This window comes from Rhizobium albus (assembly GCA_030160035.1).
In the GTDB taxonomy this organism is placed as follows: domain Bacteria; phylum Pseudomonadota; class Alphaproteobacteria; order Rhizobiales; family Rhizobiaceae; genus Georhizobium; species Georhizobium albus.
Window position 1 is genome coordinate 992,824 of sequence record BSNO01000001.1, and the last position, 13,817, is coordinate 1,006,640.

A 13,817-nucleotide genomic window follows, 5' to 3' on the forward strand; every position below is an offset into this window, starting at 1 on the left:
ACGACAAGAACTTGCAGATACGGATGAGCACGGTGACCGAGACGATCTTGAAGAATGCGATGCTGGTTCTGGCCGATCGGGTGGTCGAGGGCCATCTCGTCATTCGTGACGGGATGATCGCAGAGATCGGCGAGGGAACGACATCGGCTCCCGGAGACGATCTCGAGGGCGACTATCTGATGCCGGGCCTCATCGAGCTTCACACCGACCACCTCGAGGGCCACTACGGCCCGCGACCGGGCGTGCGCTGGAATGCGATTGCCGCTGTGCAGGCGCATGACGCGCAGATCGCCGCGTCGGGCATCACCACAGTGTTCGATTGCCTGCGCATGGGGTCCGACGAGGACGGTGGCTTCAAGCCAGGCGAAATGCGTGAGCTGGCCGATGCGATCGAGCAGGCGCAGCGCGAGGATCGGCTGCGCTCGGACCACTTCCTGCATCTCAGATGCGAGGTTTCGGCGGCCGATGTGCTCGACGCCTTCGATAAGTTCCGCAGCGACGACCGCGTGCGGCTCGCTTCGCTGATGGACCACGCGCCCGGCCAGCGGCAGTTCCAGACGATGGATCAGTACACGCTTTACTACAAGACGAAGCGCGGACTGACGGACGAACAGTTTGAGGTGTTCGTCGCCAAGCGCCAGGAGCAGTCGGCCCGTTATTCGGCCCCGCATCGCCGCGCGATCGCCGAGCACTGCCGCGGCGCCGGCGTGACGCTCGCAAGCCACGACGATGCGACGCTCGACCATGTCGATGAGGCGATTGCCGATGGCGTCGGCCTTGCAGAATTCCCGACGTCGAAGGAAGCCGCACGCGCGTCGCACGAAGCCGGCATGAGCGTGCTGATGGGTGCGCCGAACGTGGTGCGCGGCGGATCGCATTCCGGCAATATCGCCGCCAAGGATCTCGCGGAAGCCGGCATCCTCGACGTTCTGTCCTCCGATTACGTGCCGTCGAGCCTCTTACAGGCGGTGTTCAAGCTGGCTGACGATGTCGACGCGATTTCGCTGCCGCAGGCTGTCGCGCTCGTCACATCCACGCCGGCACGCACCGTTGGAATGGACGACCGCGGCATCGTCGCCGTCGGAAAGCGCGCCGATCTGCTCCGTGTTCGCAATCTCGATCAATTGCCGATCGTTCGAACCGTGTGGCGTCAGGGACGCCGCGTCATCTGATGGCGGAGAGACCGGCCAGAGAACATGCGGGTACGCTGATCGTCGTGCTCGGCCCGAGCGGATCTGGCAAGGATACGATCATCGATTTCGCGCGCGAGGCACTTGGCGCACGAGACGATGTTCTGTTCGTGCGACGGGTGGTGACGCGAGATGCCGCCGTGCAGGCCGAGGACCACGATACGCTCGACGAAGATGCCTTCCTGGCCGCCGACAAGGCGGGTGCCTTTGCCTTCACATGGCAGGCACATGGGTTGCGCTACGGGCTGCCACGTTCGATGGACGCGCATCTTGCTTCAGGCGGCATAGCCATCGCCAACGGGTCGCGCGCGACGCTGCCCGATCTGCGGCGGCGCTATCCGACGCTCGTGCCGGTGACGCTGGCTGTCGCTGCGGATGTGCTGGCGGCACGCATTGCTGCCCGTGGCCGCGAAAGCGAGGCCGAGATCGCGGCGCGGCTTCAGCGTGCGGAGCGGTTCGCGCTCGACACGCCGGACCTGACGATCATCGACAACAATGGCGCCCCGGAAATCGCCGGCCGTGCCTTCGTGCGCCTCATCGAGCAGGTGTCGGCGAGAAATCACGCTATCGCTTGACGAGTGCGTTCAGGATGTCGGCCGGGCTGACAACGCCAACGATGCCGCCATTTTCCACCACCGCGAGCGAACTCGGATAGTGGTTGGCCAGCGTACTGAGCATGTCCTTGACCGGCGTGCGGCGCTTGACGGATCCACCGATCGCTTCCTTGGCGCCTGCCTGACCGGGACGCATGACGTCCTCCGCGCAGAGTACGCCGAGCGGATTGAGATGGGCGACGAATTCCTCGACATAATCATTGGCCGGACGCAGCACGATGTCCTCCGGCTTTCCCGCCTGGATGATGCGCCCGCCTTCCATGATGGCGATCTTGTCGCCGATCTTCACAGCTTCTTCAAGGTCGTGGCTGACGAAGAGGATCGTACACTTCATGCGTTGCTGCAACTCGATCAGTTCGTCCTGCAGCTTCGTGCGAATCAGCGGATCGAGTGCGGAGAAGGGCTCGTCCATCAGCAGGATCGGCGCGCCCGTGGCAAAAGCGCGGGCGAGGCCGACGCGCTGCTGCATGCCGCCGGAAAGCTCGTGAACCTTGCGGTCCGCCCAGTCGGTGAGGCCGACCGTGTCGAGCTGAGCCGCGACGCGCTCCTTGCGTTCGCTTGCCGGTATGCCCGATAACTCCAGGCCGAAGCCGACGTTTTCGGCAACCGTGCGCCAGGGCAGAAGCCCGAATTGCTGGAACACCATGGACACGCGCTCGGTGCGCACCTGTCGCAGCGTCTTGCGGTCCGCCTTCGCGACATCGACCATGCCCGTGCCGGTTTCGACCATCACGGAACCGCGCGCGACCTTGTTGAGGCCGTTGACGGCGCGAAGCAGAGTGGATTTGCCCGACCCGGACAGGCCCATCAGCACCGCGATCTCGCCTTCGCCGACTTCCAGCGAGCAGTTGTGGACGCCCAAAACCTGATCGGTCTGCTGCTGGATCTCGCTCCGTTTCATGCCCTTGTCCATCAGGGGCAGGGCGATCTTGGGATTGTCACCGAAGACGATGCAGACGTCTTCGAAGCGGATCATCGGCTCTCGGCTCATACCTCGTTCTCCCGGCGGAAGATGCGGTCGAGGATGATGGCGACCACGACGATGACGAGCCCGGATTCGAAACCGAGGCCCGTGTTGACCGAGTTCAGCGCGCGTACGACCGGAACGCCAAGACCGCTTGCGCCTACGAGGGCCGCGATGACGACCATCGACAGCGACAGCATGATCGTCTGGGTCAGGCCGGCCATGATCTGGGGAAGGGCATAGGGAAGCTCGATCTTCCAGAGCATCTGGCGCGACGTTGCCCCGAAGGCACGCCCAGCCTCGATCAGCGCCGGGGGTGTCGACGAGATGCCGAGATGGGTGAGGCGGATCGGTGCCGGGATGACGAAGATTGCCGTCGCGATGAGGCCCGGCACCATGCCGATGCCGAAAAAGACAATCGCCGGAATCAGATACACGAAGGTCGGCAAGGTCTGCATGAGGTCGAGGATCGGCCGGACCCAGGCGTAGAGCTTCGGCCGGTGGGCGCATGCGATGCCGATCGGGACGCCGAGGCCCATGCAGAGCGCGCAGGCGGAGAGAACCAGCGTCAGCGTTTCGGTCGTCTCACGCCAATAGCCCTGGTTGATGACGAACAGGAAGCCGACGAACGTCAGAGCGGCCACCTTCCACGAGCGCTGCAGCACATAGGCGAGTGCCGTGAAGATCAGCACCATCACCAGCGGATGAGGCGTCTGAAGCACCCAGAGCACGCTGTCGATGATGCTTTCCATGATGCCGGCGATCAAGTCGAAGACCCATGACGCGTTGCGTGTCAGCCAGTCGACGACGTCGCTTGCCGTGCGCCCCACCGGGATCTTGTTGTCGGCTATCCATTCCATCGAGATTGTCCCCAATCCTGCCGACAATGACTTGAGCGGCAAAGTCGGCCCACGGCATTCGCCGATCCATCCCGTCGCGGCGGCTGGCCCTCACCCCCCAGCCGCGCAACGTCTTGTGAAACAGGTATCCGCCGGGCGAGCCTTGGGGATCGCCCGGCGGGATATGCGCTATCAGAGGCCGAGTTCGGCGCGAACGGCCGCGAGACCTTCTTCGCCATCGATGGTCGTAACGCCATCGAGCCATGCGTCGAGCGTATCCGGATTTGCCGTCAGCCACTCCTGCGCGGCAGCACGGGCATCCTCGCCATCGTCAAGGATGGCGCCCATGATTTCGTTTTCCATCTCGAGCGTGAATTTGAGGTTGGAGAGGAAGGTTCCGATGTTCGGGCATTCCTCTGCGAGACCGGTGCGCGTGACGGTGTGGACGGTGCCGACATCGCCGAACCATTCCTCGCCGCCCGTCAGGTATTCCATCTCGATGTTGCTGTTCATCGGGTGCGGGGCCCAGCCGAGGAAGACGACGTCGTCTTCGGAGTTCACGGCGCGGCCGACCTGGGCAAGCATCGCTTGCTCGGAGCTTTCCACGACCTCGAACTCGCCAAGACCGAAGGTGTCGTTTTCGATCAGGCTGATGATGTAGCCATTGCCTTCGTTGCCGGGTTCGATGCCGTAGATCCGGCCGTCGAGCTCGTCGCGGAATTCCGCAATGTCTTCAAAGGTCGTCAGGCCCTTGTCATAGGTGTATTTCGGAACAGCGAGCGTGTACTGCGTGCCCTCGAGATTGGTGGCCACTTCCTCGATCGTGCCTTCGTCGAGGTAGGGACGGATGGCGCCTTCCTGTGCGGGCATCCAGTTGCCGAGGAAGATGTCGGTGTCGCCATCGGCGATCGATTGGAACGTGACGGGGACGGACAGGATGTTCGTGCGGGTCTCATAACCCAGCGCTTCGAGAACGAGCGTGGTGGCGGCTGTGGTGGCGGTAATGTCCGTCCAGCCCACATCGGAGAAGGTCAGCGAGGAGCAGGCATCCTGCGCCAATGCCGGCCCGGCGAGTACGGTCGAGACGAGCAGGGCTCCTGCGATTTTCGCGTGGCGTGCCATAGATATCTGTTCCCTTTTTCTGGAATTGCATCAAGCGCTTCGACAGCGCGAGCCATGGACGTTAGCATTCCGCCGCCCCAGCTAGAAGCGGCGAATTTTTCTTGATTGACGCATCAATCAAAATAAATTAGCCCCGGAATGCAAGTGCTTTTTGCATTTTTTTGGAGTTGGTGATGCCGAAACTGGGAATGGAGCCGATCCGGCGGCGCGCATTGATCGATGCGGCCATCGCCGAAATCGGGGCGAAAGGCGGCCTCGACGTCACGGTCGGCCAGATCGCCAAGCGAGCAGGCGTCTCTGCCGCGCTCGCACACCATTATTTCGGCAATAAGCAGCAGATCCTGATCGAGACGATGCGGCACCTCCTCAGGGAGTTCAACGCGATCGCCAAGAGGCGTATGCGGGCGGGGCAGACCCCGCGCGAAAGGCTGAGCGCAATCGTCGAAGCGAGCTTCGGCGTCGAACAGTTCAGCGATGCGACGGTTGCGACCTGGCTCGCCTTCTATGCGGAGACCCGGAAGTCTTCCGAGGCCTACACGCTCCTGAACGTCTATACCCGTCGCCTGCGGAGCAATCTCCTGCATTCGCTGAGGCAACTCAGCCAACGCCCTGAAGACACGGCCGAAATGATCGGCGCGCTGATTGATGGTCTCTACATTCGCCAGTCGCTGAGGCCTGGTCCCGCATCACCCAAGGATGCCATCCGCCTGGTGGAGACCTTCATCGACAACCTGCTGATCGCGGAGCGTGCCCGATGAGGCCGAACATTCTTACCATCATGGTCGACCAGCTGAACGGCACGCTCTTTCCGGACGGGCCGGCGGACTGGCTTCACGCACCGAACCTGAAGCGGCTTGCCGCGCGCTCCGCACGCTTTCGCAATGCCTACACGGCTTCGCCGCTCTGCGCACCCGGGCGGGCAAGTTTCATGTCCGGGCAGTTGCCGAGCCGCACCCGCGTCTACGACAATGCAGCCGAGTTCGCCTCCGACATCCCCACATTTGCGCATCATCTGCGCCGCGCCGGCTACCAGACGTGTCTTTCAGGCAAGATGCACTTCGTCGGGCCTGATCAGTTGCACGGCTTCGAGGAGCGGCTGACGACGGATATCTATCCGGCCGATTTCGGCTGGACGCCCGACTACCGCAAACCCGGCGAGCGGATCGACTGGTGGTACCACAACATGGCGTCGGTCACGGGTGCCGGCGTTGCCGAAATCACCAACCAGCTCGAATATGACGACGAGGTTGCCCATCACGCGCTGGCTAAGATCTATGATCTCGCCAGGGGCAAGGATGATCGCCCCTGGCATCTGACCGTCAGCTTCACGCACCCGCATGACCCCTATGTGGCGCGCAAGCGCTTCTTCGATCTCTACGAGGACTGCCAGCATCTGCAGCCGGACGTGCCGGCCATGCCCTACGAGGCGCACGATCCACATTCCAAGCGGATCTTCGATGCCAATGACTGGCGCTCCTATACGATCACCGAGGCAGACATCGCCCGCTCGCGGCAGGCCTATTTCGCCAATATCTCCTATCTCGACGAGAAGATCGGGGCACTGCTCGATGCGCTTGAGGCGACGCGGCAGCAAGCGATCGTCGTGTTCCTGTCGGACCATGGCGACATGCTCGGCGAGCGTGGGCTCTGGTACAAGATGAACTTCTTCGAGGGTTCTGCGCGCGTACCGCTGATGATCGCGGCGCCCGGTCTCAACGCTGGCCTGATCGAAGAACCTGTTTCCACGCTTGACGTTACGCCGACACTCGCCGAGCTTGCCGGGATTTCGCTCGACGACATCATGCCATGGACCGATGGCGAAAGCCTCGTGCCGGTTGCCGGCCAGACCAGGCGTTCCAGCCCCGTGCCGATGGAGTATGCGGCGGAAGCGTCGATCGCGCCTCTGGTCGCGATCCGCGATGGGCAGTGGAAATATGTTCACTGCGAGGTCGATCCGCCGCAGCTTTACGACCTTTCGAACGACCCGCACGAGCTCAGCAATCTGGCTGCCGATCCCGCCCATGCGGAGACGACCGCGTGGCTTGCCGGGGTCGTTGCCGCCAAATGGGACATGGCCGCATTCGATGCGGCCGTCCGCCAAAGCCAGGCGCGGCGCTGGGTGGTCTACGAGGCGCTGCGCAACGGCAGCTACTATCCTTGGGATTACCAGCCGCTGCGCAAGGCATCCGAGCGCTACATGCGCAACCACATGGACCTGAACGTCGTCGAACACGACAACCGCTTTCCCCGAGGTGAATAATGCGTGCCCAGCCCCAAGCATCCCATTTCGTTGACGGACGCTATGTCGAGGATACGGCAGGTGAGGTTTTCGAAAATGTCTTCTCTGCAACCTGCGAGGTGATCGCGAAGCTCCACGCCGCGACCGATGGGATCATCGAGGAAGCGGTCGCGTCGGGTCGTCGGGCCCAGAAGGAATGGGCGGCACTTGCGCCCGCCGAGCGCGGACGCGTACTGCGCCGCGCCGCCGACATCATCCGCTCGCGCAATCGCGAATTGTCGGAACTGGAGACGCTGGATACGGGCAAGCCGATCCAGGAAACGATTGTCGCCGATGCGTCCTCGGGGGCCGATTGCCTGGAATTCTTCGGCGGGCTCGCCGCCACCCTCAATGGCGAGACGATCCCGCTCGGGCGCGATTTCGCCTATACGCGGCGCGATCCACTCGGGCTTTGCGTCGGTATCGGGGCCTGGAACTATCCAACGCAGATCGCATGCTGGAAGGCCGCGCCGGCGCTGGCCGGCGGCAATGCCTTGATCTTCAAGCCTTCCGAGATGACGCCGCTTTGCGCGCTGAAGATTGCCGAAATCTTCATCGAAGCCGGCGCGCCGAAGGGCCTCTTTAACGTCGTCCAGGGTCTCGGCGCAGTCGGGGCGAAGCTCGTTTCCCATCCTGCGGTCGATAAAGTGTCGCTGACGGGCTCGGTGCCGACCGGCTCGAAGGTTTACGCGGCCGCTGCCGCCGGCATCAAGCATGTGACGATGGAACTGGGCGGCAAGTCGCCGATCATCGTCTTCGATGACGCCGACATCGAGAATGCCATCAGCGGCGCCATGCTCGGCAATTTCTATTCGACCGGGCAGATCTGCTCGAACGGCACCCGTGTCTTCGTTCATCGTTCGATCAAGGACCGGTTCCTCACCCGCCTTGCCGAGCGCACCGCATCAATCGTGCTTGGCGATCCACGCAACGAGGAGACCCAGATGGGACCGCTCGTCTCGCACGCCCAGCGCGAGAAGGTGGAGGCCTATATCGAGAAGGGCAAGGCGGAAGGCGCGCGCCTCGTCGCCGGCGGTGAGAGGGTGGCACCCGAGGGTCTCGATGATGGCGCCTTCATTGCGCCGACCATTTTTGCCGACGTGACCGACGACATGACCATCGCGCGCGAGGAAATCTTCGGCCCGGTCATGTGCGTCCTCGATTTTGAGGACGAGGACGAAGTCGTCGAGCGAGCGAACGGCACCGAGTTCGGGCTCTCGGCCGCGGTCTACACGGCCGATCTCACCCGCGGCCACCGTGTCATCGGCCGTATCGATGCCGGCACCTGCTGGATCAACGCCTACAATCTGACACCGGTGGAAATGCCCTTCGGCGGCATGAAGATGTCCGGCGTCGGTCGCGAGAACGGTCGCGCGGCGCTGGAACACTACACGCAGATCAAGAGCGTCTATGTGGGCCTCGGCCCGCAGGACGCGCCGTATTGATGGGGCCGCGCGGATGACCATGGAAGCGGATTTCGTCGTCATTGGCTCCGGCTCGGCCGGCGCCGCCACCGCCTATCGGCTGGCCGAGGACGGGCGCCATTCCGTGCTCGTGCTGGAATATGGCGGCACGGACATCGGCCCGTTCATCCAGATGCCGGCGGCACTGTCCTATCCCATGAACATGGGCATCTACGACTGGGGATTTGAGAGCGAGCCGGAGCCGCATCTCGGCAACCGCAGGCTTGCGACGCCGCGGGGCAAGGTCATCGGCGGTTCGTCCTCCATCAACGGCATGGTCTATGTGCGCGGCCATGCACGCGACTTCGACACCTGGGCGGACCTCGGCGCTCAAGGCTGGTCGTACGCGGACGTTCTGCCCTACTTCAAGCGCATGGAGCACTGGCACGCCGGTGGGCCGTTTGCCGATGCCGGTTCGGGCGATCCATCCTGGCGTGGCCGCTCAGGGCCGATGCACATTACGCGCGGCCCGCGGAAGAACCCACTTTACCGCGCCTTTGTGGAGGCCGGAAAGCAGGCAGGCTTCGAGGCGACGGACGACTACAATGGCGAAAAGCAGGAGGGTTTCGGGCCGATGGAGCAGACGGTCTGGAAAGGCCGCCGCTGGTCCACGGCGAATGCCTATCTGCGGCCGGCGCTAAAGAAGAAGAACACCGAGCTCGTCCGGTGTTTCGCCCGCCGCGTCATCATCGAGAATGGCAAGGCGACCGGCGTCGAGATCGAACGCGGCGGCGCCATCGAGATCGTGAAGGCGCGGCGCGAGGTGATCATCGCCGCATCGTCGATCAATTCGCCGAAGCTCCTGATGCTCTCCGGCATCGGCCCGGCCGCGCATCTCGCCGAGCACGGCATCGCGCCTGTCGCGGATCGACCGGGCGTTGGCGCCAATCTGCAGGATCATCTGGAGCTTTATATCCAGTACGCATCGCTTCAGCCGATCACACTCTACAAGCACTACAATCTGATCGGAAAGGGTCTCGTCGGTCTGCAATGGTTGCTGTTCAAGACGGGCCTTGGAGCATCGAACCAGTTCGAAAGCGCCGCTTTCCTGCGCTCGGCTCCCGGCGTCGATTATCCGGACATCCAGTACCACTTCCTGCCCATGGCGGTGCGCTACGACGGCAAGGCGGCTGCCGAAGGCCATGGGTTTCAGGCCCATGTCGGGCCCATGCGCTCGCCTTCGCGCGGTTCGGTGACGTTGCGCAGCGGCGAGGCCAAGGACAAGCCCGTCATCCGGTTCAACTATATGGGCCATGAAAAGGATTGGGCGGACTTCCGCCACTGCATCCGCCTGACGCGCGAAATCTTCGGGCAACCGGCCTTTGCCGATTACGCGGGCAAGGAGATCCAGCCCGGCATCAATCTGCAGTCGGATGTCGACCTCGACGGCTTCATTCGAGACCACGCTGAAAGCGCCTATCACCCCTGCGGCACGTGCCGGATGGGGCGCGCGGATGATCCGATGGCGGTGGTCGATCCCGAATGCCGCGTCATCGGCGTCGACGGCCTGCGCGTGGCCGATAGCTCGATCTTCCCGCAGATCACCAATGGCAATCTGAACGGCCCGTCGATCATGGTCGGCGAAAAGGCCGCGGATCACATTCTCGGTCGCCAGCCGCTCGCGCCGGAAAATGCCGAGCCCTGGATCAACCCACGTTGGAAGACGAGCGACCGCTAAAAGGTCGATCTAGTCGAAGATCACGCCCTTGGTGACGATGAAGCAGCCATAGGGCCGCTCTTCGCTGGTCTGCACGACGGCATAGGCTTGTCGGGCCGCATCGTAGAAGGCGTGGCGCTCGATCGACGTCATGCCGATGTCACCGGCTTCCGCGCGGTCGGCTGCTGCCTTGAACTCCTCGTGGATCGGCAGCCGTTCACCGGGCTTGCCGACAACCTGCATGTGCGCAATCGGGTGATCGACGAAGCTGTCGAGCGGGAGGAGCTTGAAGAGCGCTTCGGCAAATTCTGTGGTGTCGACGCCTGCGAGCCGGACGAGCTTCTTCGTCACCGTATGGAACGCTACCGATGTCGCGGGAAAGTTGGCGTCGCAGATGACGAGCGTGTCGCCGTGGCCCATCGAGCGCAGAATCCACAGCAATTCCGCATCGATCATCGTCGGGATGGACTTCAGCATCTCGGTCTCCTTGGTGCGCCTTGCTGCACTTTTCGCGACGAGATCGAGTTCGGTCAATCGATCCATCGCTTGATTTCGCGCCCGAAGGCCGCTTATCACTGACGTTATGGAGCAAGCCGCGCGTTCGCGCTGCAGGAATGAAGAGGTCGCCCGATGGACATCCGCCAGATCAACGACGAGTACTCCGTCGCAGCCCAGATCACCGCCGAGGACGTCAAGGAGATCAAGGAGATGGGCTTCAAGTCCATCGTCTGTCATCGCCCGGACGGCGAAGCCGAAGGCCAGCCGGAATTTGCTTCCGTGAAGGCCGAGGCCGAAAAGCTCGGCCTCGAGATCCGCCACGTGCCCTTCGGCGCCGAAGGCGTTTCGCAAGACCAGATCAACGCATTCGTCGACTGCCTGGACGAGATGCCCCGTCCGATGCTCGGCTATTGCCGCTCCGGCGCGCGCTCGACGAAGATTTACGAACTGACCCGGCACATCCGCAATTGAGGGTGTAGCGCCCAAACAGGGCGCCTCCTTTAACTTCTTGCCGCGTTACGGATGTCGCTCAGCGAGCGCGTCGGCGTGATCGCTTCGGGGTCGATGCGGATTTCGATGATCGCGGGCTTGCCGCTCGCCTTCGCGCGCTCGTAGGCGGCCTCAAATTCCGCAGTCTCCGTCACCACTTCGCCATGGCCGCCGAAGGCGCGGGCATAGTCGGCGAAATCGGGGTTGGTGAGATCCGTTGCACTGACGCGGCTTGGGTATTCGCGCTCCTGGTGCATGCGGATCGTACCGTACATGCCGTTGTTGATGACGAGCACGATCACGGGCAGGTCATAGCGCACGGCGGTCGCGAATTCCTGGCCATGCATCAGGAAGCAGCCGTCTCCGGCAAAGCAGATCACGTCGCGTTCGGGGAAGAGCTGCTTGGCAGCGACAGCGGCGGGCATGCCGTAGCCCATCGATCCGGAGGTCGGCGCGGCCTGGGTCGCAAAGCCCCGGAAGCGATGGAAGCGATGGAGCCATGTGGCGTAGTTGCCGGCACCGTTGGTGAAGATCGTATCGGCCTTCGCGTTTTCCTCGATACAATTCATGATGGCGCCCATCTGCACCTTTCCAGGGCCTTCCGTGGGCGGCGTGGACCAGGTTCGGTAGGCATCGTGAAGGGCGGCGGCGCGATCCGCACTCGCAGGTGCCGGATTGCGGGACGTCGAAGGCAAGGCGGCGCAGAAGGCTGCAGGGCTCGCATTGATCGCAACGTCCGGCCGGTAGACGCGGCCAAGCTCGCCGGCATCCGGGTGCACATGGATCAGCTTCTGGCGCGGGTAGGGGCTTTCCAGCAACGTGTAATTGGACGACGGCATCTCCGAGAACCGTCCACCGAGAAGCAGAACGAGGTCGGACTGCTTGATGGCCTCGGCCAGGACCGGATTGATACCGATCCCGACATCGCCGGCATAGCAGGGGTGCAGATGATCGAAGAGTGCCTGTCGGCGGAAGGAGCAGCCGACGGGCAGTTCGTGGCGCTCGGCAAAGCTCGCAAACCGGCTGACCGCTTCCGCCGTCCAGCGTGATCCGCCGAGAATGGCGAAGGGGCGTTCGGCCTCGGTGATCAGCCGCTCGACCTCGTCCATTTGCTGGTGCGACGGATAGGTCTCGACGGGTGTGTATGGCTTTGGCTCGGGTGCCTCCACGATATCGCGCAGCACGTCTTCCGGAAGCGTCAGGACCACCGGGCCGGGCCGACCGGACGTTGCGACGGCAAAGGCGCGCGTCACGAATTCCGGAATGCGGCGGGCATCGTCGATCTCGCCGACCCATTTCGCATATTCGGTGAAGGCGCGCCGGTATTCGATTTCTTGGAAGGCTTCGCGCTCGCGCGCCTCGCGCTGCACCTGGCCGATGAAGAGGATCATCGGCGTGGAATCCTGCCGCGCGATGTGGAGGCCGGCCGATGCGTTGGTTGCGCCGGGGCCGCGCGTCACGAAGCAGATGCCCGGTTCGCCGGTCAGGCGGCCCCAGGCGTCGGCCATCATTGCCGCGCCGCCTTCCTGGCGGCAGACGGTGACGCCGATATCGGCATCGACCAGCGCGTCGAGCACAGCAAGATAGCTCTCGCCCGGCACGCAGAAGAGCCGCTTCGTGCCGTTGGCCACCAATGCGTCGACAATCAGCTGTCCGCCGGTTCTCATCGTGTGTTCCTTCTTGCGATTTCTGGGGCTTTTATCGTTCTTGGCGGCGCGGGTGCGCGAGGACACGGTCGACCCAGGATCGAAATGCCTCGATCGGTTGCGCAGCGCCGATTTCGTTCAGCGTCTCGTGGCGGAAGCCGGAGATGAGGGCAAGCGTCACATCGCGGAAACCGGCCTTGCGAAGATCATGCGCCATCCGGTCGACGGCCTTGCCGCCGTTCGTCGCGGGATCTTCCGTGCCGCCGACGAGATGGATCGGCAGATTGCGATCGATGCCCGACCAGTTGCTCGGATGTCCGCCGCGATAGATCAGGCCGAAAAGGTCCTGCCACAGCGAAACGGACGCATCGAAGCCGCAAAGCGGGTCCGCGATATAGGCGTCGACGACGGTTGGATCGTGCGACAGCCAGTCGAACAGTGTTCGGCGGTTCGGCACGGCCTTGCCCCAGGCTTCGAACGTCAGCCTCGGCAGGATCCCGCTCGGCACGTCGGAACCCTTCATCGCCTTTTCGACGGCTAGGATTGCCTGTGCCGCGCGACCGGCCGCGCCCGCCTGGAAATTGGAATTCCAGACCGCCACGGCGTCGAAGGCCGCCGAATTGGAGATGACGCTGTTCCAGGCGATCAGGCCGCCCATGGAGTGCCCGAACAGGATGACAGGCAGCCCGGGATGAGCTTCGAGCGCATGGGCACGGACCGCCATCACGTCGGCGAGTACCTTGCGGCGCCCATCAGTTGCCGAAAAACGGCCGATGGGCGCATCGGCAGCGACGGTTTTCCCATGGCCGCGATGATCGTGGGCGTAAACGGCAAGACCGGCGGCAGCCATCGATCGGGCAAAAGCGACATAGCGCACAGAATGCTCGGCCAGGCCGTGCGACAGCAGAAGGATCCCGCGCTGAGGTCCAACCGCCGGCTGGTGCCGCACGCTCAGCGTCGCGCCGGTCGGGCTGTCTATGGAATATGCCTGTTCGAAGCTGGACGTCATGGCCGCCATGCATAGGCGAGCCGCAGTCTGCCCGCAATCGCCGTGATG

13 protein-coding genes are annotated in these 13,817 nt (G+C 63.4%); 7 read left to right on the forward strand and 6 right to left on the reverse strand.

The genetic code is table 11. From position 1 onward, the window contains the following. The first annotated feature begins 23 nt into the window (after positions 1 to 23). Together QQL76_RS04735 and phnN are read left to right on the forward strand one after the other, a co-directional pair. Positions 24 to 1,172, forward strand: coding sequence for an alpha-D-ribose 1-methylphosphonate 5-triphosphate diphosphatase (locus QQL76_RS04735; protein WP_499207111.1), 1,149 nt, complete (start codon positions 24 to 26; stop codon positions 1,170 to 1,172). Next, positions 1,172 to 1,765 carry a ribose 1,5-bisphosphate phosphokinase PhnN gene (phnN, locus tag QQL76_RS04740; RefSeq protein ID WP_499206602.1) on the forward strand — a complete coding sequence of 198 codons (594 nt, stop codon included), beginning with the start codon at positions 1,172 to 1,174 and terminating at the stop codon, positions 1,763 to 1,765. The genes QQL76_RS04735 and phnN overlap by 1 nt, the downstream gene beginning before the upstream one ends. Here the strand turns inward: phnN and choV are convergent. The 3 genes from choV to choX form a co-directional block, all read right to left on the reverse strand. Further along, on the reverse strand, positions 1,755 to 2,795 hold the full coding sequence (choV, locus tag QQL76_RS04745; protein ID WP_499206603.1) for a choline ABC transporter ATP-binding protein: 1,041 nt from the start codon (positions 2,793 to 2,795) through the stop codon (positions 1,755 to 1,757). The genes phnN and choV overlap by 11 nt on opposite strands. Then, positions 2,792 to 3,628, reverse strand: a complete 837-nt coding sequence (choW, locus tag QQL76_RS04750) for a choline ABC transporter permease subunit (RefSeq protein ID WP_499206604.1) — start codon at positions 3,626 to 3,628, stop codon at positions 2,792 to 2,794. Before choW ends, choV begins: the two co-directional genes overlap by 4 nt. A 171-nt stretch (positions 3,629 to 3,799) precedes the next feature. Further along, on the reverse strand, positions 3,800 to 4,729 hold the full coding sequence (choX, locus tag QQL76_RS04755; RefSeq protein WP_499206605.1) for a type 2 periplasmic-binding domain-containing protein: 930 nt from the start codon (positions 4,727 to 4,729) through the stop codon (positions 3,800 to 3,802). 173 nt (positions 4,730 to 4,902) lie between these two features. On the opposite strand from choX, the gene betI reads away from it, so the two are divergent. From betI to betA, 4 genes are read left to right on the forward strand one after another with little or no spacing between them, the layout of a single operon-like run. Further along, positions 4,903 to 5,487 (forward strand): transcriptional regulator BetI, encoded by a 585-nt coding sequence (gene betI / locus QQL76_RS04760; RefSeq protein ID WP_126009374.1) that lies wholly within the window; start codon positions 4,903 to 4,905, stop codon positions 5,485 to 5,487. Next, positions 5,484 to 6,989 carry a choline-sulfatase gene (gene betC / locus QQL76_RS04765; protein ID WP_499206606.1) on the forward strand — a complete coding sequence of 502 codons (1,506 nt, stop codon included), beginning with the start codon at positions 5,484 to 5,486 and terminating at the stop codon, positions 6,987 to 6,989. Before betI ends, betC begins: the two co-directional genes overlap by 4 nt. Beyond that, positions 6,989 to 8,452, forward strand: a complete 1,464-nt coding sequence (gene betB, locus QQL76_RS04770) for a betaine-aldehyde dehydrogenase (protein ID WP_126009381.1) — start codon at positions 6,989 to 6,991, stop codon at positions 8,450 to 8,452. The genes betC and betB overlap by 1 nt, the downstream gene beginning before the upstream one ends. A 13-nt stretch (positions 8,453 to 8,465) precedes the next feature. After that, a complete protein-coding gene (gene betA / locus QQL76_RS04775; protein WP_499206607.1) occupies positions 8,466 to 10,148 on the forward strand; it encodes a choline dehydrogenase in 1,683 nt (560 codons plus the stop codon). Between the two features lie 9 nt (positions 10,149 to 10,157). Here the strand turns inward: betA and QQL76_RS04780 are convergent, their stop codons facing one another. Beyond that, positions 10,158 to 10,670, reverse strand: a complete 513-nt coding sequence (locus QQL76_RS04780) for an RbsD/FucU family protein (RefSeq protein WP_499206608.1) — start codon at positions 10,668 to 10,670, stop codon at positions 10,158 to 10,160. A gap of 87 nt (positions 10,671 to 10,757) precedes the next feature. On the opposite strand from QQL76_RS04780, the gene QQL76_RS04785 reads away from it, so the two are divergent. Next, on the forward strand, positions 10,758 to 11,096 hold the full coding sequence (locus QQL76_RS04785; protein ID WP_126009384.1) for a protein tyrosine phosphatase family protein: 339 nt from the start codon (positions 10,758 to 10,760) through the stop codon (positions 11,094 to 11,096). A gap of 29 nt (positions 11,097 to 11,125) precedes the next feature. Here the strand turns inward: QQL76_RS04785 and QQL76_RS04790 are convergent, their stop codons facing one another. Both QQL76_RS04790 and QQL76_RS04795 read right to left on the reverse strand, forming a co-directional pair. Next, positions 11,126 to 12,781, reverse strand: a complete 1,656-nt coding sequence (locus tag QQL76_RS04790) for a thiamine pyrophosphate-binding protein (RefSeq protein WP_499206609.1) — start codon at positions 12,779 to 12,781, stop codon at positions 11,126 to 11,128. A gap of 31 nt (positions 12,782 to 12,812) precedes the next feature. Continuing rightward, complete coding sequence (locus QQL76_RS04795; RefSeq protein ID WP_499206610.1) at positions 12,813 to 13,769, reverse strand: alpha/beta fold hydrolase; 957 nt, start codon at positions 13,767 to 13,769, stop codon at positions 12,813 to 12,815. Positions 13,770 to 13,817 lie beyond the last annotated feature (48 nt).